Raw genomic sequence first — 21,635 nt, forward strand, 5'->3', positions numbered from 1 at the left:
TTAGTGAAATACTGTTTTAGCACACGAATGATCAATATTGTTACGCCTACTGCCAAAATAAAACTGATGATGGCTATTAGGATTCCTAAAATACCCATAATGTTCTCCTTACTATGTTCTATGTAACACGCTTAGACAAAAACCACTAGCCCGCCAGCTAGTGGTTCTTGGTCGTAATATGAACCTGTTCTTTGTTGAATAAATTATACTATAATACAATTAACATTCAAGTGTGTCTGTGTATTTAGAATAGAAATTCATCGTCACTCCTATTGATCAAACGATTATCAAGAGGAATACTTGATTAAGTGCTTTTTATTGTACGTAGTTATGGTTCCTAAAATCATTGACCTGACTTAATAAGAAATCACAGATTCACTTCCCAATAACTGAAAACTATTTGCCACAACTTTTGTTACATAAATACACTAGCCTTGCTAATTTTCCAAGGTTCATGTTTGGATTCATCCAAAAGCGCCAATCAGACTGCATTACATGAAAAACACCAAACCAAGGGCTTCTTGATTTGGTGTTTTTCGACTTCCATTTGAACATTCGTTACACAATGACGGGAGTGAGACATTCGTTCTCTCCCACCACCTAAAACCGAATAAACGGCGGTAACAGAAGGAACCTCTTCGGAAATAAGGCTGAACACTTCTGTCCCAAGCGCCTACTCAAACACAAACTGATTATGATACAACTCCGCATAGAAGCCATCTTCTGCTAATAGTTGGTGATGGTTTCCTTCTTCGATCACTTTACCATCACGTAAAACGACGATACGATCAGCATTCAAAATCGTCTTCAAGCGATGGGCGATCACGAAACTTGTCCGACCTTTGATCGCTTCATCCATTGCTTTTTGGATTCTTGCTTCAGTTACTGTATCCACGTTACTTGTTGCTTCATCTAAAATCAATAGGTCTGGATTCGTGATGATTGTTCGCGCGATACTGATCAATTGCTTTTGCCCCGTACTGAACAAATTATTTTCTTCAGAGACGTGAGTATCATAGCCGTGTTCTAGCGTCTGGATAAAGTCATGGATATTTGCTTGTTTCGCTGCGCTAACTACTTCTTCATCCGTTGCATCTGGTTTACCAAAGACAATATTGTCTCGAATCGTGCCAGAAAATAGAACTGATTCTTGTAGAACGATTCCGACATGTCGACGCAAATCGTCTAAATCATACTCGCGGATATCTGTTCCGTCAATGCTCACAGAGCCACCGTTCACATCATAGAAGCGATTCAACAAGTTCATGATCGTTGTCTTACCTGAACCAGTTGGACCTACTAAAGCAACCATCTCGCCTTTGTTCACATCAATGGAAACATCATTTAAGACTAATTTCTCTGGACTATAACCAAAATCAACATTCGTTAATGATAAGCCTTTTTCGATTCCAGCAAATGGTTTGCCATTTTGTGGCTTCACTTCATCTTTTTCAGCAAACATTTCATTCAGTCTTCGCGCTCCAGTGATCGCTAATTGGATCATACTGTAGCCAGAAGAAATTTGCATCAATGGTTGATAATATTGTTGGGAATATTGGACGAAAGTAACTACTAATCCTAGCGCTACTGAACGTTCCAGATCACCATTCAACGCTAACCATCCACCAAAGAAAATCACGATCGCGGTGTTAACTAAAGACATGCCTTGCATCATTGGGAAAAGCAACCCTGAGTATGCTTGTCCTTTAAATGTTGCTTCACGAACAGTTTGATTATGGGCTAAGAAGCCTTCGATTGTTTCTTCTTGCAGACCATTCGTGATGATCACGCGTTGGCCACTAATTTTTTCATCCATGTAACCATTCAATTTACCGACTTCATCTTGTTGGATGTCTACATATTTGCGGGCTTTTTGAATGACTAGGACAGCAATCAAAATCGCTACCGGTGTAGAAGCAATCGTCGCCCAAGCAAGTTGGACATTTTGGCGGAACATCATGATCAAGATACCAACTAATAGAACCGCATTCGTGATCACTTGAAGAAGTGCTTGGTTCAAACTATTTTGGATATTATCCAAATCGCTAGTGAAGCGACTAAGAATTTCTCCGTCTTGATGGGAATCAAAAAAGCGGATCGTTAATTTTTCTAATTTATTGAATAGACCAATACGCATCCGGTTCGTTGATTTCCCTACCACTTGTGTAAATAAAATACTGTAAATAAAATTTGCCGCACTGGCTAAAACATAAAACATCAAAAGCTTCCAAATAATCGAAAGGAAATTACTTTTATCATCGACACCTTGCATCAAAGCACCGATGTAATTTGCTAATTCTTGGAAAGCTTCCCCGATATATTGAGGTGCTTTTACCTGTAAGTAAGTTGCTGCAATCACAGTAATAAAGATAAAGAAGAAGGAAACCTTGTACCGCTTTAAATAATGATAGAAAAACTTACTTGCTTTAATCAAATCAGTCATGGCTACTCCTCCGTTCCTTTTTGAGTTTCGAAAATCTCTTGATATACCTGATTGTTCGCAACGAGTTCTTCATGCGTTCCTTCACCCACTAGTTTTCCTTCATCCAATACCAAGATGCGGTCTGCTTTGACAACAGAAGCAATCTTTTGGGCGATAACGATCGTTGTCGTGTCTTTCAACTCACGATCAAGGGCTTCGCGAACCAGTTTTTCTGAACGGGCATCTAATGCACTGGTACTGTCATCTAGAATCAGGATCTTTGGATGACCGATCACACCACGTGTGATAGATAAACGTTGTTTTTGTCCACCAGAAAAGTTACTACTACGTTCTTCGACTGGTGCTTCATAACGATCAGCTAATTTCTCGATAAATTCTTTGGCTTGAGCGATAGAAGAAGCATTCTCCATATCCTTTTCTGTTGCATTCTTGTTCCCTTGACGTAGATTCTGGGCAATCGTGCCTGAAAAAAGAATCGCTTTTTGTAAAACAAACGAAACGGTATTTCTTAAACTGTGTTCATTCACTTGTCGTAGATCAACACCACCAACTTCTACTTTTCCTTCTGTTGGATCGAACAAGCGTGGAATCAATTGTGCTAAAGTTGACTTTCCTGCTCCGGTTGCCCCAACAATACCAATCATTTCACCAGGCTCGATCGAAAAAGTGATATTTTTGAGTGTGTCTGCATCATCACCAGGATACCGGAAAGACACGTTTTCAAAACGAACAGAACCAGTCAATTCTTGTTCAGGTACATCTAGATAAGTTAAATCTGGTTCAGTATCCAAGATTTCTTTGATCCGTTTCAATGAAACGGCAGCTCTTGAGGTCATCATCATCATCATACCGCCAATGATGATCGCCATCATGATCTGCATCAAATAGTTCATAAATGAAGCAATACCACCAATCAGGGTTGGATCATCTTTTGCAAGATCACTGACGAAGAAGATTGCGCCCACCACAGCTAAGTTCGCAGCTAACATAAATGAGGGAATCATGACTGAAAATAATGTTCCAACAATGATATTGTGCTTTGTTAAATCTTCACTGACTTTACTAAACTCATTCAACTGATTTTCTTCTTGGACAAACGATTTGACTACTCGAATCCCCATTAGATTTTCTTTTGCGATACTATTAACTTTATCGATCAGTTTTTGGATGATCATAAAGTGCTTGCCCATACGTGTAAAGGACAGCGCTGTGATCAAGAATACAGTAACGATCAAAAGAACGATGATCCACCACAACTGAGGCATTGTTGCCATCGCAAGAATAAATGCACCAATAAACAGAAACGGGATACGGAACAAAGATTGCAAAGAAATCATAACTAAGTTTTGGATCTGCGTAATATCGTTCGTTAAGCGCACCACCAAATTTCCAGCAGAAAACTGTTCAATATTACCAAATGAGAAGGTCTGGATCTTGCGAAACGCTTCCTCCCGGATATCTGCACTGACACCTTGTGCGACTTTAGCAGAAAATATCGTATTCGTGACTCCAGCTGCTAAACCTAGGAGTGCTAAACTAATCAAAGAAATGCCAATCGTACGCATTTCATCGCTGTCTTCCGTGATGATTGCTTCTAGTACTTGTTGCAACAACTTAGGTTGCCAAAGCGTAGCTGTCACCATAAGTGCGACAGAAAGCAAAGAAACAAAAACAGCTAATCGATAGTTTTTTGCATGTTTTAAAATAAGCTTCATATTTGTGACTTACACCTCTCTTTTTTTATAATAAATCGTCCTATTTTATAATTCGTAAAAATAGACCGACTAACAATTTACCATGTTTGAAAAAAGAAATCAACCTGTAATTTTTTAACGCTGGAACTACTTTTATAATAGAAAGAAACTTTAAAGTGTCTGTTTTTAAATACACCTTCTTTCTTCTTGAGTCTATCTTCCTCTCACTATAAAAGGTACGTTATGGAATTCTTCTTTATTATGCTTATTTCCAATCCGTTTAGCACCTATCTTGCTCGCCACAATAAAAAAGAAGTGATCTTGATCGATCACTTCTACATTTCTTCTACCATTCATAAGTAGACTTATTCGCCTTCTCGTTCTCTTGTCCAAGGGAGGTCCAAAGATAAACTAGCGGCAAATGCTTTATAGGCTGTTCTCTCCTGCTGTCTCGTAGCACGTCGTTCATCATATCCCTTGCAGACTAATTGTTCTTCTGCTGATTCAGGCATGACATGTGGCACCGTAAACTCTTTTTCAAGGTTCATATGTGAAGGAACCGCAACGAATGTCGTAAAGCAAGTAGCAGCCAAATAGCGTTCACCTGTCGTTAAGTTTTCACCGATGATCTTCACAAAAACCTCCATTGATTTCTTATGGGCACCCGACACGTAAGATTCCACACAAACGGAATGATTTTCATGCAAAGGCTTCAAAAAATTCAAACTATCTAAAGAAGCAGTGACTGCCCCTCTGCGGCAATGACGGGTGACCGAAATCGACGCTGCATCATCGATCATTGCCATTAGTTTCCCTCCAAAAAGATACCCAAATGGATTCAAATCAAAGGGAAAGATCCGATGTGTTTGGATAACCATCGAGTCTTTGCAATACTTTGTTTCTTCCATACGGTGTCAGCTCCTTTTGTTGAACAACCAAGCGAGAGCTCGTTGGATCCATTGGTCCCAAAAAATCCAATCATGTTCACCAGGACCATGTTCGAATGTCACATCGATGTTGTTTTCTTTTAAAATTTCTGCCATTTCTTGGTTGGCTTGATAGAGAAAATCGGATTCACCACAAGCAAGATACATACGTGGTGGTTCTTTGTCACTTTTTGCTAAGGTTTCAACAAGGTAAGCTGGATCATTTACTGAACCTTGGATGCTATCTAGTGGACCAAAAATCCCTTCCCAGAACTTGGCTTGACGGATCATCAATAAGTCGTCCATTCGATTACCAACTGAGACCGCACCTGAGAGAGAAATAATAGCTGAAAAATGTTCGGGCTTTGCTAACCCTAATTTCAATGCACCATATCCGCCCATTGAAAGACCGGCTGCATACGTTTTTTCTCGTTTCGTTGTCAGTTGTGGGAACAATTCGTGACAGATTTCTGGTAATTCTTCTGAGATAAACGTCCAGTACTTCATATCATACGTTGTGTCTGTGTACCAACCTAAATCCGTTGATGGCATGATGACGGCTAACCCGTAATCCGCCGCATATCTTTCAATGGAAGTCCGTCGTTGCCAGACACTATGATTACCTCCCATACCATGTAACAGGTAAAGCACTGGAACATCCGTCATATTGGCCGACGTACTTGTCCCAATCACTTTTTTGGTTGTCTGAGGTAAGATCACATTTAGATTGACTTCCATTTCTAATACGTTTGAATAAACATTTGCTTGGATAAATGCCATATGTTTGTCGCCTTCTTTACTTTATTCAGATCGTTTTTCTGACAACAATCTGTAAATTTACTTGTATTCTTTTATTGTAGCATTTTTTTGACGAATTAAAAATGTTAGCCCTAGCGCGATGATGACTAATAACAAGCCCACCAGATAGACTTGGTGTAACCCATGATACAAAATTTCTCGTAATGGTGTTAATATTTCTGCGTCAATCATTTTTGCTGTTTGTGGATTGACTAATTTGTTCATAATATCCGGATCGTCTGTCAATTGTTTGGCAGCAAGTTCAGCTTGCGTGACCCGGTTGATCAATAATCCAAAAACTGCGACCATCACTGTTTGCCCAATGGTGCGGACTAACGTATTAAACGAAGTGGCAACACCCATTTGTTCTGAAGGCACACTGTTTTGTGCGCTGACAGTCGATGTTGTCATTGTGATCCCTAAGCCGACACCGATGATCGTTGAAATCAGGAAGAACCATAAAAAATTACTTTGAAATGGCATCAGCCAAAGTCCTGCACCACCGATAATGGTAATGAACAACCCAATACGTAACACTCGATAGGTGGTCATCTGGGTCATCCACTTACTTGCTAAGAACGAACCAACCATCCAAACAAGAGAAAGTGGTGCCAAAACTAATCCACCAATTGCCGCATTAAGTCCTAATACTCCTTGCATCCACATTGGGATATAGACATCGATCCCCATTAAAAAACCACTTGCTAAAGCTGCTGCTGCATTCACAACGACAAAAAGCGGGTTTTTAAATAGGTGTAGCATGATGACAGGATCTTCTGCTCGTTTTTCGACGAACAGGAATAAGAAAAAGAATAAAACACTACCTATCAATAATGCCAACACAAATGGTGTCAGCCCTTGATCACCTAATAATTGAAAACCTAGTAACAGCAGAACCAATGTGAACATCAAACTAAAACTACCTTTAAGATCCATCGGTTTTGCTTCACGAGTTGTTTTTGGTTCATTGAGATAGAGCCAAATCAGTACCATCAGTAATAACCCAATTGGCACATTAATGAAGAAAATCCAGTGCCAACTCAATGCTTCCACAATAAACCCACCAGCTAATGGACCAAACACACTAGCGATTCCCCAAGCTGAACTATTTAAACCCAATACTTTTGCTCGTTTTTCAATCGTGTACAAATCGCCAATGATCGTCAATGCGACTGGCATCATTGCTCCTGCACCCATCCCTTGAATTGCCCGCGAAATAATCAAGCCAAGCATAGATTGAGAAAGCCCACAAAAAAGTGAACCGATAATAAATAATAGCGTACCAAAAATAAAAATCGGTTTTCTTCCAACTTTATCTGCAAGCTTCCCATAGATGGGTGTCAACATGGCATTCGTCAATAAATAAATCGAAAACACCCAGTTCATCATTTCCATGCCGTGCAGTGAACCAACGATCGTTGGCATTGCAGTCGTAACGATTGTCCCCTCAATCGCCGTCATAAATGTAGCGATGAACACGCAGATCGTTACGACTTTCACGTTTGTTTTTCTTTCCATTCTCAAGCCCACTCCTTATCGTAACTTCCGTTATTTAAATGGCATCATCTGCCTAATAAACTTCGACTCTGCTAAAAAAGCCAAAATACTCTAAAAGTAGCATAAGCTACTTTCGAATATCCCGGCTTACTGGTCTACATTTGATGTGCGTCACACGTAGCGAACACATTCAATTCAAACATAAATTATTTAGCTAAACTAGCTTTTAATGCATCTATTTTATCTGTTTTTTCCCATGGCAAGTCAACATCTGTACGTCCAAAATGACCATATGCGGCTGTTTGTTTATAGATTGGACGACGCAAATCAAGCATTTCGATGATTCCCGCAGGACGTAAGTCAAAGTTTTCTCTTACCGCAGCAATCAACGCTTCTTCTGGCACTTCTGCTGTTCCAAAGGTATTGATTGAGATCGAAACGGGTTGAGCGACACCGATTGCATAAGCCAATTGGACTTCTACTTTACGAGCAAGTCCTGCTGCTACGATATTTTTCGCAATGTAACGTGCCGCATAACTTGCTGAACGGTCAACTTTCGTTGCATCCTTACCAGAGAAAGCACCGCCGCCATGACGGGCATACCCACCATACGTATCAACAATGATTTTTCGTCCTGTCAATCCAGCATCTCCTTGAGGTCCGCCGATTACAAAACGTCCAGTAGGGTTAATATAATATTTTGTTTGTTCATCCAGTAGTTCTGCTGGAATAACTTCTTTGATCACTTTTTCAATGACATCTTGACGAATCGTTGCATTATCAACTGCATCATCATGTTGTGTCGAAATAACGATCGTATCGACTCTTTCTGGTTGTCCTTGGTCATTATATTCTACAGTGACTTGTGATTTTGCATCTGGGCGCAAATATGTTAATTCTTTTGATTTACGCAATTCAGCTAAACGACGTACTAAGCGATGACTTAAAGCAATTGGTAAAGGCATCAATTCTGGTGTTTCGTCCACTGCAAAACCAAACATCAACCCTTGGTCACCAGCGCCGATTTCATCTAATAAATCTCTTTCTTTTTCGTCACGGATCTCAAGTGCTTCATCCACCCCTTGAGCGATATCTGGTGACTGCTCGTCAATTGCTGCCAATACTGCTACAGTATCACCATCAAAGCCGAATTTTGCACGAGTATAACCAATTTCTTTGACTGTCTCACGTACCACTTTTTGGATATCCACATATGCTGTCGTAGAGATTTCGCCAAATACTAAAACTAACCCCGTTGTTACAGACGTCTCACAAGCTACTCTTGCATTTGGATCTTGTTCTAGGATCGCATCTAAAATCGCATCACTGATTTGATCAGCGACCTTATCCGGATGTCCTTCTGAAACAGATTCTGATGTAAATAAATGTCTTTCTACCATAATTATGATTCCCCCTAGTTAAATTCGGTTACAAGGCATCTCCGTTCGTACGGATCCTCTCGGGAACTTGCAACGAGTCAAGTATAGCAGATAAACAGATTTTACGCTCGTTTTTTTGTTACTTTTTAGAAAAAAGAGAAAGTTGTAAAAATGATAAGGAAACGAATTTTTTAGAATAAATAAATAGAAGGAGTTCGTGTGTTTTAGTTCGTAAAATCAGTTATTGAACGTATTTAATTGGCTCTTTTTCTATTGCCTTTTTAGTTCATTTATTGCTGGCTTTCTGGCTAGATCTTTACTTGTTACTTTTGCCTGATGTTTGACTTGAGAAAGCATATAAGAGAATCGATTTTCTCGTGAGGAACAAATAGCAACTTCTTCCGAAGCAGTTGCCAGTGTGTGAACAGCTTGCCTACTGGTATTATGCCAAGGTAAGGGAATCCATTGTTTACTTATTTGATTTGTGTGATTAAATTTTTCAATTCTGTTGCGGTGATTGATTTCTTTCTGAATTTCTATTGTTTTTTCCTGAAGAAAATCAATCGAAGAATCGATTATTTCTTTTGCTATTGGTATCTGGGTATAGGTGTTTCGATCTGTTATGAGACTTATTTCATGTCTAATACTTAGAAGTGCGCGATGCAAGTCCGACAAATCAACTTCACTGATCTCACGTTGATATAATGTCCCCGGTGCCTCTGCTACTTTTAAGATTTTTTCTGTTATTTGTTCGTCGACTGTTGGTGGAATACTGCCACCTCTATTCAAGATTACCTTTATATAAGGATCTTCTCTGTATAATGAACGGATATTTCGATACCATTCATCTTTACTAAGACTACTACCCGATTGTTGCGCATGCGCATATATCGAATTTCTAAATCGACAATAACCAAAAACATAATCAAAGTTTTTATTCCATTCCCGATTGTGTTCCTTCATTGCATGAAGAAATCTTTTCTGCATCTCAAAAGTTGCGTTCTTATGCTTATTATTCCACGTTGGCGTTATTTTAGGGCCATCAACTAATTCAAATAGGCAATCATTACAATTGAACAAAATCAATCTTAAAGATGTTTCGATTCCACTTACTCCATAATTATTAGTCGTTGGCGGTTCCAATTTTATGGCAGGAATCTTTTTGAATTGGAGAGAGAGAGCTTCGATTTTTATTAATGTTCCATATGGATAGAAATTTAATAAATCCCGTGCAGAAAATAAAATATTACTCAATTCTTCAGCTTTAGTAGCTGATACCATCACATAAGATACAGCCCCCGCACCAATCTCTTTTTTCTTATCTACTTGCATCACCAGAAACTGGTCATCCTTTTTATAGACAGTTAACCCACAGACATGTCCAGCTTGGTCAGAAGCTAACGTAGGATAACTCGTCGGAAAAAGCATAAAATCTGTCGGATCATTATTTCTCAAATTCTCTAAAACAATTTTTAACTTCTCCATTCGGTCAAAACGATACAACGCAATCGTTCGTTCCAATGACTGAATGATAGATAGTTGCCTTTTTTTATCAATAAAAAAGCCATCTTTGTCATTTTTGAGCATTTTTATGTAAGTTGAAAATAATAATATGTAATTTTCCGGTCTGACAAAATAATCCTTATTACTCTTTAGCGACAAAGTTAATGCTAACATATCCATTCTTCTTGCAAATTCATATAACTGTTTTGTTTCCCCCATCTCTGATGGTAAAAAATAGGCGCTAGTCCTTGGTATCCACTTCTCTGCAAACTGAACCAACCACCCTTTATCACTTAGCAATCCCCATTCTTTTTTTCTTAATTCTGTTCGTCTCTTTATTTCTGCGTAGTTTTCTTGAAAACGCTCATCAATCCTTAAAAGTAGATGTTCATTCATTTTTTTAGCTACTGGAATTTTTATGAATGCTAATCGTTCTTTGATGATGGATCGTAAACATCCATCAAATTTGAGCATGAGCACTAACTTATCATCAGCAACCTCCTTAATATCCTCTTCATAAAGTTCACTTAATGATTCTACTGCTCGATCAAGTCTTTTGATTAATTTCGCTTCATTTAGAATTGGAAGATCTCCATTACCATTTTGTATAGCGAGGATATAAGGATCCAATTTAAAAACCGTTTCAATAAGCTTATACCAAATTTTTTCTTGTCTGTGGTGATGGATGATCGTAGTTTCTATAGCATACCCTTTTCGGTATAAATAATAGCCAAAGATATAATCAAACTGAGCATTCCATTTTTTGTTTTTTCCTTTGACTACTTTAAGAAACCTTTCGCGCATTTCTACTGTTGGATTCGGATGAACTAGGTTCCATGTCGGTGTCACTCTCTCATTTATATCAATCGAAAATATATCTCTTTGGCAGTGATATAAGGCTAATTTTAACGTAGCCTCTAATTCCAGAATCACACAATTCCCTGTCATCTGTTCTTTCATTTGTATTGTTGGAATAGATTGAAATGCTGCTGAAATTGCTTCGATATCTTTAAATATATCAAAAGGTTTGTGTCCGTAATGATCTCGATTAACAAAGAGTATTTTACTTAAGTGCTCGATCTTCGTTAGCGGTATCTGGGTATAGGAAACAACGGTCTGTTTAAAGTATCTTTGTTTGTCTACTTGGATCGCCAATAAATGATTGTTTTTCCGATAGAAGATCAAGCCACATAGATGAGCAGATAGATTATGCTCAAACACAGAAAAAGTAGCCGGGAAAATTAGAAAGTCTGTGGGGTCATCACTTCTCAAGTTTAGTAATAATTCTTGTATCTTCATGGGTTTCTTGATCTCGAAAATCTGTTTCGAGTATTTTAATGATTCAATAATGTGTGCCTTTCGTTCCTTATCAATGAAAAAGGCATCTTGATCATTTTGGATCATTTTTTCATACAGTGCAAAAATCATTTCTAGTCCGTCATAAAAGCGATCATTTTCTTTCAAAGACAGATTCATGGCAAGTATATCAATTCTTTTCTTAAAATCATTTATTTCCATTCGTTCTTTTTTCGATTGTTTTTTCATTATTCATAGTTACCTCCAAAATAAATAATTTTAGTTTTTGTTGCAACATTCATCGTATTGCTAACAAAATATGACACATTTTATAGCCCATTTTGGGCTGTTAAAAAGATAGAACGGACGGACAAATACCTTGCATATTATGGTAGGTATTTAAATCTATCCTTTCTCGTATGTATTTCTTTATATGCTCACTTGATATATCAGTTGTAATCAGCAATCTATGCTCTTCGAATGAATCAAAACTCTTGTATCTTTTTTAGTGCCAAGCTTAAAGCGAACTTAGCTGATTTTTTATCCATTCATTTCCATAGTTATTGTTTTCGATCCTCTCATCACTTTCCATTAAAATAAATAACGCAAAATCACTTTTCTTGTCTATGATTCTTCTTGTTTGTTGCTTCTCTTACTAGATTATTGCTTACAGAACCAGATAAATTTTTTGCTCGATCACATAGTTCCGAAAAGTGCCCTTTTAGAGTATCACCAAAATTTGTACTTCTCGCTAGCAAATTAGGTGAGGTACGAGAGCTGTGTGCAACTGGACTTGATGTTTCTGTAATTGGCATAGTGGTAGAGCGATAGATTGGTTCTTCCTTTTGTTTCTTTTGTGCGAGATCCACACGGCGCTGATACTCTCTTTGCAATCTGTCGTTCTTTATTTCGGTACAATAAACCATGTGTTCAGACATTTCTTTGGCTACCGGAATTTTGATAAATGGGATGCGTTGTTTTATAAAACCTTGCACATACGTGTTAATTAGAATTTCTTGCTGGATCTTAGATGTCTCCATTACTCTCAGGACATTCTCAGGTACCGATCCCATTGATTCAACCATTTTCTTTACTTTTTTTCTTAGTTGTTCATCAAAGATCGTTGGAATCTGCCCCCCGCTGTTTACCATTTCTTGAATATAAGGATCATGCTGAAAAAGATATCGGATATTCTTAAGAAGGGCTTGTTTTTGATCAATTCCTGAATGTTCCATTTTTTTACATATATTTTTAAAATAAAAATAATAGTCGTAGATATATCGCAAATTCTTATTCCAATTTCCATTAATTCCTTGAACTGCCAAAAGAAATCTCTCTTTCATTGTTAAAGTTGTTCCAAGATCTTCCATCCACCAATTTTGGTGTCTCTGAGGCCTTGCTAAAATAGGCTCATTCAACTTGCCCCATTTTGGTGTTACCTTCTCCTGGTCATTCAAACGAAATATATCTTTTTTACAATTAAACAGGATAGTTCTCAACGATGCTTCTATTTCACTAATGACGGAATTATCAATGGTTTGCTCTTTGAGTTGTATTGCTCGAATCGGGCGAAACTCATGTGATAATCCTTCAATTTTTTTAAGTATATCGTATGGTTTTTCATTTGAAAAATGACGTTCTGAAAAAAGCAATTGACTTAGCGCTCTTGCCTTTTCAAAAGGAACTTTCACATATGATACCGCACCTGTACGATAGGACTGTTCTTTATCCACTTTCATCACAATAAAATTATTTTCTTTTTTGTAAATCGTCAGACCGCAAACATGACCAAAATACTTCTGTGGATGATCAGTGGAAAAAGCTACCGGAATAAGCATAAAATCGGTAGGGTCATAATTCTTCAGTTTTTCGAAAATAGTTTGGAGACTTTCTGCGCCATCCATGCGATACAACTGTATTGTTCTATTTAACGAATGGACAATATTCATTGTTTGTATTCGATCAACAAAAAAATTATTATAATCTGTTCTGATCATCTTCGCATAGATTGAAAATAGTAATTCGTAACTTTCCGGTGAAACAAATGATTGATCATTCGGTTTCAACGATAATGACATAGCTAGCATGTCCACTCGTTTTGCAAATTCTTGTCTTTGCTCCATTGTCTCTTGGTTCGGAGTGATATAATCCATGATACTAGTTGGTACTACTTTGGAGACAAACTGCGTGATTCTACTGCTTTCATCCAGTTTTCTTCTTATTGTCATACGACGCTTTAATTCACCCTCTATTTCTTCAGAGCGAACTTCCATTTTTGAAAGACAAAGTTGAGTCATCTCCTTAGCGATCGGAAGTCTGATTAGAGGTAATCGTTCTCTATAAACGCTAATGATTTCGCGATTCTTATGAAGCCCATTTACTAACTCATTAAATGGTAAATCGATGACCTCTCCCCCATCTAATTGGTCTAATGTATCTAATACATCTACTACGGACATTTCCATTCTGTTTCTTAGATAAGATAGTTCCGTGCTAACAGTCCTTGAAATATCACCGTTGCTTTTACGCAATGCTACTATATAGGGATCTTCTACAAATAGGAATTCAACGATGTTCGGCCACGGTGGATAAAAACTCTCTGTTGCTACGACAGAATTTTCAATCAATCGATTTTTCTTATATAAAAAGTAATCAAAAACATAGTCAAACTGTTCGTTCCATTCTTGCTTCTTACCTTTGACCGCTTCAAGAAATCTTTTTTTCATTTCAATATTCGGATCAGGATGTTTCATGTTCCATGTTGGGAGCGGTTGTATAGTGGACTCAATAAAAAATTCATTTGTGCGACAATTGGACAAAATGATCCTCAAAGCACTCTCTACTTTACCGATCCAATGATCATTGAACGCTATAGTTTCTTTTTTATCAACGGGCGTAGACGTAACTTGGTATTGGTCTGAAATTCCTCTGATTTCATCAACTATATTGGGTACTTCTGAATCAATTGACCCAAAAGCATCCCGATCAAATGTGATAATTTCACACAAACTAACTACGTCCATTAAAGGTATCCAAAAATAATCCAGTTGTCTTAGCTCATCCTGTTGTCCATTCTCTACCTTCGTCACAACAAAATAATCTTCTCTTTTATAGATTGTTAAGGTACTTAACTGAGGCATCATATATTCGCTAATCGGACTCTTAAGAGGAATAGGAAATATCATAAAATCTGTTGGATCATTATCCCTCATATTTTCCAACAATTTTTTCAGGTTCTCTCTATTTTCAATGCTACAGAATTCTTTTGATCGTTGTAATGATTCAAGTACTCTCGCCCGTTGCCCTTTCTCAGTGAAAAATCCATCAGGATCGTTCTTGATCATGTTGATATACGTTGAAAAAACCAATTCATACATTCCTAATGATGAACGAAAGTTTTCCGACATTGTATCCAGTGATAGTGCTAAAGCTAGCATATCTAGTCTTTTAATAAATTCATCTTCCGTGTCCATATCATTCTCTCCTCCTAGGTAGTGATTTTGGATTTCCCATACCATATTACGAACTTATCGTTATCCGTCAATTTATTAAGTAAGTTCACAACTAAAAGAACTCTATTGTTTGACTTATTAAAACCACAATTTATATTTTTCAAGATCCATCAGTTACTTTGTCAATGTATTCTGCACTTTACATTTGACTTGTTTACTGACTAAACGCTGATTTTTATCTTTTGACACCTGTTTTACTTGATCAATCATTGAAATAAAACGATTCGACACAGATACCATAGTCCCTGTTGTTCTTTGAGAAGTAGGTGATGATAGTGGAGGGCTTTGAACGCTAGCAGGAGGGGATATTATTGGCAGACGTTCCATCATTTGGCAGGTAGATTCTTTTGGTTCAATGCCGATACGTCGATTGATTTCCTTCTTTATTTCTATATTCTTTATCATTATGCGAGCAATATAGTAGTCTAACATTTCTTTTGCCACAGGGATTTTGAGAAAGGAGAGTCTTCCTTTTAATAATTCTAGTTCATAGGTATTCTCTCGAATTTCTTTGTATAGGTCAGATAACCCGACTGCTTTGATTTCTCTGTTCAACAATATACCTGCTTTTCCTACGAGTTCTATCATTTTCTCTTTTAAAGATACATCAAAGTCAGCTGGGATCATTCCCCCGCTATTCAGTATTTCTACAATGTAAAGATCATTAGAATATAAATGACGTATGGTTGTATACCAATAATCTTTATGTATAGATAATTGTGCTTCTCCCCATTTTATCGATTGTTTTTTTCGATAAAGATAATAACCCAATACATAATCAAAATTTTGATTCCATTCTTGATCTGTTCCTTTCATTGCCTCAACAAATCGTACCTTCATCTCTATGGTTGCTGAATATTGACTATCTTTACCCCATTTTGGTGTGATTCGATCACACGTTTGTAAAGCAAAGAGATCCTTTTTACAGTGGAATAAAATCAATCTCAAAGTAGCTTCGATTTCAATAATTCCACAATTACCAGTAGTTTGATGGGCTAATTTTATCGATGGGATCGCTTTAAATTTATGAGAAATAGCTTCGATATTTCTTAAGATACCATATGGCTTAAAATCAAAAAATTCTCGTGCAGAGAAGATAATTTGACTTAACTCCTGAATATTTTTTAACGGTGCTTTAACATAAGAGACTGCACCTGATTCAAAAAAAGACTCTTTATCTACTAGCATAATCATAAATTCATTGTCTCTTTTATATATGGTCAATCCACAAATATGCCCGCCTTCTTTTGGATCTAACATATGAAAATAAGCTGGAAACAGTACAAAGTCCGTTGGATCATTATTTCTTAAATTCCCAAAAATATTATGTAAGTCTTCTATGTTTGTTAGTTTATAAATCTCTATCGTTCGTTGTAAGGACTGTATAATATGTGGTTGCCGTTGCTTATCAATAAAAAAATCTTCTTGGTCATTTTTGATCATTTTAATGTAGGTCGAAAATAATAGATCATAAATTCCTGGGAAACAATTGATATCATCATTGGATTTTAACGATAACGTTAAAGCCAACATATCTATGTTTCGTGAAAAAACATATTTTTTCTGTTGTTTCATTATTTCTGTTTGAACAAAACTACTATCATTTGTTGATACTACGTTTGTTCCTAGCTGAACTAAACTATAACTATTACTTTCCAGAGTTAGTTCTTCTGGTTGATTCTTTATGATACGTCGTTTCATTTCTTTATTTATTTCTTGGTATCGCTCTTGTAGTCTTGAAAGGAAACGTTGATTCATTTCTTTTGCTATAGGGTTCTTGATCATAGTCAACCGATCTTCATAGATAGTGATCATTATTCCATCATGATAGAGTGTATTCATCAATTCAATCGAACTGACTAATGGGAGTTCTCTATCATACAGTACATTTAATGGTTTGACGGTTAAGACAAGATTTTTTTGCAATAGCTCCTCATCTATATCCAAAATCTTTCCATCACTACTCATCAATGCAAGGATATAAGGATCACTATTAAAACTTTTTTTGATACTGTCCCGCCACTCATTTTGTTTATTACTAGGTAAAATTGCATTGATTCCAATATTTCCAGTTTGATACAAATAATAGTCAAAAATGTAGTCAAATTGGTCATTCCAGATTTGATTGTCCGTTTTTATCGCTGCAAGAAGACTTTCACGTATTTGTATAGTCAGCTGAATATTAGCCCCATGCCAGAGTGACCTTATCATATCAGTAGTATTTAACGAAAAAATGTCTGCTATATAATGGAACAATAGTATTTTTAAGATATCTTCTAAGGCACTGACCGGATTGTCCATTCCTTTTTTTACTTTATTATTTAAAACAGGAATTTCCTGAAACCCAGCTGAAATTGACTTGATCCCATGGAATAAAGAGAACTCATCTGAATTTTGCACGTTCAACTTCAAAAAAAATAGTTCACTTAAACAAGCTGCTTTTGTTAGTGGAATCCTAGCATATGACACCTGTCCTACACCAAATTTCTCTTTTCTATCTACTTGAACAACAAACAAATCATTTTCCCTTTTATAAACGATCCAGCCACAATAATGTTGTAAATTATTTCCATCTTTATCTAGATTATTCAAATTTTGGAAAAGCATGAAGTCTGTTGGATCATCATTGGTCATTTTTTCAATGATTTTCTGTAGAAAACTTGGATGATCACTGCTATAAAAATCCATAGATCTTTTCAGTGAATCAATCACTTTTGACTGGTTTTCTATATCAATAAAGGATTGATCATCATCATTTTCTAGCATTTTTATGTACGTTGAATACAGTGAACTATAAAAATCTGGTGAAGCAACTCTTTGATTATTTTCCTTTAACGACAGTGTTAATGTTAATATCTGTAGTTTTTGGAGAAATTCATTTTTATTGTTTTCTTTCATCATTTTTTCGGTATTCATATTTTCCTTTGCCAAAATTCTGTAAATAGTTCTACCCAATTTTAAAAGTTATCAGATCAATGTTTATTTTCTGTTTCTACATTTCCGATTCTACGGCTGCTGACTACGCTCATTTGGTTCAATACGAGACGTCTATTCAGATAAAACAAATTCGATACACCTACTTTTTTGTTTGATGAATGCTCGTATAACCGACACTGTAACTAAATCCAAACTAAGATCGTCATCTCTATTCGCTGTATGTCCAGCATTGTCACATTGATAGGTACAACAGGTTTCAATCATTCGGGATATGATTTGAAGTTAGGGTAGAGTCGCTTCTGCTTCTATGGATACAACGCCATTATCTTCAAGCTTCATTTCAGTTGACGGTTAATAGGGGGATAGTGCGGACGAAAATTGGTTTGTTTTCGATGTATCTATCGAATCTTCTTTTCTAATTTATAGATATTACTTGTTTTGACTAAACAGGTTCCCTCCCTACTCATCGTATCTTTTTACTTGCATTTACTTTCTTATTTGAGCGCTGACTTTCAAGTTCCGAGTCTCTTTTTGCTTGATAATTTTTGTACCAATTTGTTCCTAAGGAATGAAAAAATCTTCTGACCTACAAGGTAGCCTATTTATTTCTTTTTTAAAACCAGCAACATTTCTATGGTTTTCTGTTGCTTCTTCTCCTACCATATAATCCTTCTAACTAAATTTTTCTATCATCTAGTTAAAAATTTATGGATTTATGACGTCATATTTCGTACATTCTAACTAATTATAGTATAGTGACTACTCCTATAAAAATTACCCATTTATTTTAAAATCACGAAAAAAATACTCTCCCATAACATCAGCAAATTGATAGGTTTAAGAAAATAGTAGATTTATATGATGAGAATAATCATTTTCTCAGCTCTACAGCCAAAAGATGATACAGGCTCTGATGATACAGTCTCTATAATGAAGTAAACTGATAAAAACAAAGCTGCTCAAGAAAGGATATCTCCATGGATGAACCTACAAAAAATTACTTAGTTTAACAGACAAAAAAATCATTTTCCAAAGAATTGGCTTTCTGAAAAAAGAAGGTAGACCTTCTCCTACATGATTCATGTAGGGTTAGATAATCAACCAACAGCGGGTTATATGAGATGTAGGATGAAAGTGATCAAATATAGAAAGGGAATCAAAAATACCTTCTAAATACCTTATAGTAACGGGACATTGGAAGGAACAATAATATTAAGGTCAGCAAACGAGTGACTGATAGATACCGCCATTCCTTCCATTTTTTTTACCATATTGACTTGATCCAGGGCTAGGTTTTCCAAGATCGATCCAAAAAAAAAAGAATCAATCGAAGCCTATTTCTGCTTCGATTGATTCTCGATGAAATTCTTCTAATTTGAACTCGCCAACACTACTTGTCAAAGAGCAAAAAAAAGATACTTACATGAAGTATCTTCGATGACCCGTACGGGATTCGAACCCGTGTTACCGCCGTGAAAGGGCGGTGTCTTAACCGCTTGACCAACGGGCCAGGTAAAAATATGAAAGTAATGGGCCTAAATGGACTCGAACCATCGACCTCACGCTTATCAGGCGTGCGCTCTAACCAGCTGAGCTATAGGCCCATAAAAACTAAAGCGGGTGACGAGAATCGAACTCGCGACAACAGCTTGGAAGGCTGTGGTTTTACCACTAAACTACACCCGCAGTATGGCGCGGGACAGAATCGAACTGCCGACACATGGAGCTTCAATCCATTGCTCTACCAACTGAGCTACCGAGCCAAACGGTTCCGACGGGAATCGAACCCGCGATCTCCTGCGTGACAGGCAGGCATGTTAACCCCTACACCACGGAACCAATGTTTTTAGTTTTTAATTGCGGGAGCAGGATTTGAACCTACGACCTTCGGGTTATGAGCCCGACGAGCTACCAGACTGCTCCATCCCGCGATAATATGAAAAAGGAGGATAAGGGATTCGAACCCTTGCACGGTTTTACCCGCCTGACGGTTTTCAAGACCGTTCCCTTCAGCCGGACTTGGGTAATCCTCCAATATAAAGCTAATGACCCGTACGGGATTCGAACCCGTGTTACCGCCGTGAAAGGGCGGTGTCTTAACCGCTTGACCAACGGGCCAGATAAAAATGAAACGGAGAAGGAGGGATTTGAACCCTCGCGCCGGTTTCCCGACCTACACCCTTAGCAGGGGCGCCTCTTCAGCCACTTGAGTACTTCCCCAAAACCATTAAGATTTTGAATAAATGGGCCTAAATGGACTCGAACCATCGACCTCACGCTTATCAGGCGTGCGCTCTAACCAGCTGAGCTATAGGCCCATAAAAACTAAAAGCGGGTGACGAGAATCGAACTCGCGACAACAGCTTGGAAGGCTGTGGTTTTACCACTAAACTACACCCGCGTGGCGGTCCCGACGGGAATCGAACCCGCGATCTCCTGCGTGACAGGCAGGCATGTTAACCCCTACACCACGGAACCAATGTTTTTAGTTTTTAATTGCGGGAGCAGGATTTGAACCTACGACCTTCGGGTTATGAGCCCGACGAGCTACCAGACTGCTCCATCCCGCGATAATATGAAAAGGAGGATAAGGGATTCGAACCCTTGCACGGTTTTACCCGCCTGACGGTTTTCAAGACCGTTCCCTTCAGCCGGACTTGGGTAATCCTCCAATATGAAATACAACGTCGCTATGGACCTTGTAGGACTCGAACCTACGACCGGACGGTTATGAGCCGTCTGCTCTAACCAACTGAGCTAAAGGTCCAGGCTCTTAAATAATCGCGGCGGAGGGGATCGAACCCCCGACCTCCCGGGTATGAACCGGACGCTCTAGCCAGCTGAGCTACACCGCGAAAAAAAGTATTCATTATTTAAATGAAATGGAGCCTAGCGGGATCGAACCGCTGACCTCCTGCGTGCAAAGCAGGCGCTCTCCCAGCTGAGCTAAGGCCCCTTGAAACTATTTACTAATCGGGAAGACAGGATTCGAACCTGCGACCCCTTGGTCCCAAACCAAGTGCTCTACCAAGCTGAGCTACTTCCCGTAAAACTAACGCGCCCAAGAGGAGTCGAACCCCTAACCTTTTGATCCGTAGTCAAACACTCTATCCAATTGAGCTATGGGCGCATATTTGTAATGCCGAGGACCGGAATCGAACCGGTACGGTGATCACTCACCGCAGGATTTTAAGTCCTGTGCGTCTGCCAGTTCCGCCACCCCGGCGCGTAGTACATTGGCAAAGCGGAAAACGGGGTTCGAACCCGCGACCCCCACCTTGGCAAGGTGGTGCTCTACCACTGAGCTATTTCCGCGTATTTACGATGCCGGCTAAAGGACTTGAACCCTCGACCCTCTGATTACAAATCAGATGCTCTACCAACTGAGCTAAGCCGGCGTAAAAAAATAGAATAAATCATATGATGCGGGTGAAGGGACTTGAACCCCCACGCCGTAAGGCGCTAGATCCTAAATCTAGTGCGTCTGCCAATTCCGCCACACCCGCAAAAATATGAGCCGTACAGGGCTCGAACCTGTGACCCTCTGATTAAAAGTCAGATGCTCTACCAACTGAGCTAACGGCTCATATGGAGGTTAACGGGATCGAACCGCTGACCCTCTGCTTGTAAGGCAGATGCTCTCCCAGCTG

Annotated in this window: 9 protein-coding genes, 25 tRNA genes and 1 riboswitch (1 of these 35 cut by a window edge); all 34 genes read right to left on the minus strand. The window is 38.2% G+C overall.

Annotated elements, in window-relative coordinates:
* Nucleotides 1–673: 673 nt before the first annotated feature.
* Nucleotides 674–2,443: an ABC transporter ATP-binding protein gene (locus tag IGJ19_RS13380; protein ID WP_086335567.1), complete on the minus strand. Its 1,770-nt coding sequence runs from the start codon at nt 2,441–2,443 to the stop codon at nt 674–676.
* Between the two features lie 2 nt (nt 2,444–2,445).
* Entirely contained in the window at nt 2,446–4,158 is a 1,713-nt protein-coding gene (locus IGJ19_RS13385; RefSeq protein WP_071867916.1) for an ABC transporter ATP-binding protein, read from the minus strand.
* 344 nt (nt 4,159–4,502) lie between these two features.
* The gene (locus IGJ19_RS13390; protein ID WP_430604213.1) at nt 4,503–5,045 is read right to left on the minus strand and encodes an acyl-CoA thioesterase; all 543 of its coding nucleotides are present in this window, start codon (nt 5,043–5,045) and stop codon (nt 4,503–4,505) included.
* Between the two features lie 6 nt (nt 5,046–5,051).
* Nucleotides 5,052–5,843, minus strand: coding sequence for an alpha/beta hydrolase (locus IGJ19_RS13395; RefSeq protein ID WP_071867915.1), 792 nt, complete (start codon nt 5,841–5,843; stop codon nt 5,052–5,054).
* Nucleotides 5,844–5,900: 57 nt separating this feature from the next.
* Nucleotides 5,901–7,379, minus strand: a complete 1,479-nt coding sequence (locus IGJ19_RS13400) for an MDR family MFS transporter (protein ID WP_071867914.1) — start codon at nt 7,377–7,379, stop codon at nt 5,901–5,903.
* Between the two features lie 185 nt (nt 7,380–7,564).
* Complete coding sequence (metK, locus tag IGJ19_RS13405) at nt 7,565–8,758, minus strand: methionine adenosyltransferase (protein WP_071867913.1); 1,194 nt, start codon at nt 8,756–8,758, stop codon at nt 7,565–7,567.
* Nucleotides 8,756–8,836: riboswitch (SMK box riboswitch) on the minus strand. It overlaps the preceding gene by 3 nt.
* Nucleotides 8,837–9,007: 171 nt before the next feature.
* Nucleotides 9,008–11,785 carry a hypothetical protein gene (locus tag IGJ19_RS13410; RefSeq protein WP_430604214.1) on the minus strand — a complete coding sequence of 926 codons (2,778 nt, stop codon included), beginning with the start codon at nt 11,783–11,785 and terminating at the stop codon, nt 9,008–9,010.
* Nucleotides 11,786–12,147: 362 nt separating this feature from the next.
* The gene (locus IGJ19_RS13415) at nt 12,148–15,009 is read right to left on the minus strand and encodes a hypothetical protein (RefSeq protein ID WP_430604215.1); all 2,862 of its coding nucleotides are present in this window, start codon (nt 15,007–15,009) and stop codon (nt 12,148–12,150) included.
* A 153-nt stretch (nt 15,010–15,162) separates the two neighbouring features.
* Nucleotides 15,163–17,964, minus strand: coding sequence for a hypothetical protein (locus IGJ19_RS13420; protein WP_161642679.1), 2,802 nt, complete (start codon nt 17,962–17,964; stop codon nt 15,163–15,165).
* A gap of 1,459 nt (nt 17,965–19,423) precedes the next feature.
* Nucleotides 19,424–19,495, minus strand: a tRNA-Glu gene (locus tag IGJ19_RS13425).
* A 20-nt stretch (nt 19,496–19,515) separates the two neighbouring features.
* Nucleotides 19,516–19,589: transfer RNA gene (locus IGJ19_RS13430), tRNA-Ile, on the minus strand.
* 11 nt (nt 19,590–19,600) lie between these two features.
* Nucleotides 19,601–19,671: transfer RNA gene (locus IGJ19_RS13435), tRNA-Gly, on the minus strand.
* 4 nt (nt 19,672–19,675) lie between these two features.
* Nucleotides 19,676–19,748, minus strand: a tRNA-Phe gene (locus IGJ19_RS13440).
* A 3-nt stretch (nt 19,749–19,751) separates the two neighbouring features.
* Nucleotides 19,752–19,824, minus strand: a tRNA-Asp gene (locus tag IGJ19_RS13445).
* A gap of 18 nt (nt 19,825–19,842) precedes the next feature.
* Nucleotides 19,843–19,916 (minus strand) — tRNA-Met (locus IGJ19_RS13450).
* Nucleotides 19,917–19,928: 12 nt separating this feature from the next.
* Nucleotides 19,929–20,018 (minus strand) — tRNA-Ser (locus IGJ19_RS13455).
* A 13-nt stretch (nt 20,019–20,031) separates the two neighbouring features.
* Nucleotides 20,032–20,103, minus strand: a tRNA-Glu gene (locus IGJ19_RS13460).
* A gap of 14 nt (nt 20,104–20,117) precedes the next feature.
* Nucleotides 20,118–20,205: transfer RNA gene (locus IGJ19_RS13465), tRNA-Ser, on the minus strand.
* A gap of 24 nt (nt 20,206–20,229) precedes the next feature.
* Nucleotides 20,230–20,303: transfer RNA gene (locus tag IGJ19_RS13470), tRNA-Ile, on the minus strand.
* A 12-nt stretch (nt 20,304–20,315) separates the two neighbouring features.
* A tRNA-Gly gene (locus tag IGJ19_RS13475) sits at nt 20,316–20,386 on the minus strand.
* Between the two features lies 1 nt (nt 20,387).
* Nucleotides 20,388–20,463 (minus strand) — tRNA-Asp (locus tag IGJ19_RS13480).
* Nucleotides 20,464–20,481: 18 nt separating this feature from the next.
* A tRNA-Met gene (locus tag IGJ19_RS13485) sits at nt 20,482–20,555 on the minus strand.
* Nucleotides 20,556–20,566: 11 nt separating this feature from the next.
* Nucleotides 20,567–20,656: transfer RNA gene (locus tag IGJ19_RS13490), tRNA-Ser, on the minus strand.
* Between the two features lie 22 nt (nt 20,657–20,678).
* Nucleotides 20,679–20,752, minus strand: a tRNA-Ile gene (locus IGJ19_RS13495).
* A gap of 14 nt (nt 20,753–20,766) precedes the next feature.
* A tRNA-Met gene (locus IGJ19_RS13500) sits at nt 20,767–20,840 on the minus strand.
* A 28-nt stretch (nt 20,841–20,868) separates the two neighbouring features.
* Nucleotides 20,869–20,941 (minus strand) — tRNA-Ala (locus IGJ19_RS13505).
* 17 nt (nt 20,942–20,958) lie between these two features.
* Nucleotides 20,959–21,032, minus strand: a tRNA-Pro gene (locus IGJ19_RS13510).
* A gap of 9 nt (nt 21,033–21,041) precedes the next feature.
* A tRNA-Arg gene (locus IGJ19_RS13515) sits at nt 21,042–21,115 on the minus strand.
* 10 nt (nt 21,116–21,125) lie between these two features.
* Nucleotides 21,126–21,211: transfer RNA gene (locus IGJ19_RS13520), tRNA-Leu, on the minus strand.
* Nucleotides 21,212–21,228: 17 nt separating this feature from the next.
* A tRNA-Gly gene (locus tag IGJ19_RS13525) sits at nt 21,229–21,300 on the minus strand.
* A gap of 10 nt (nt 21,301–21,310) precedes the next feature.
* Nucleotides 21,311–21,383 (minus strand) — tRNA-Thr (locus IGJ19_RS13530).
* A gap of 26 nt (nt 21,384–21,409) precedes the next feature.
* Nucleotides 21,410–21,491 (minus strand) — tRNA-Leu (locus IGJ19_RS13535).
* 7 nt (nt 21,492–21,498) lie between these two features.
* Nucleotides 21,499–21,571, minus strand: a tRNA-Lys gene (locus IGJ19_RS13540).
* 3 nt (nt 21,572–21,574) lie between these two features.
* Nucleotides 21,575–21,635: transfer RNA gene (locus tag IGJ19_RS13545), tRNA-Val, on the minus strand (it continues 12 nt past the right edge of the window).

Origin of the sequence: Enterococcus sp. DIV1368b, from assembly GCF_050529595.1 — a bacterium.
GTDB classification, from domain to species: domain Bacteria; phylum Bacillota; class Bacilli; order Lactobacillales; family Enterococcaceae; genus Enterococcus_B; species Enterococcus_B mundtii.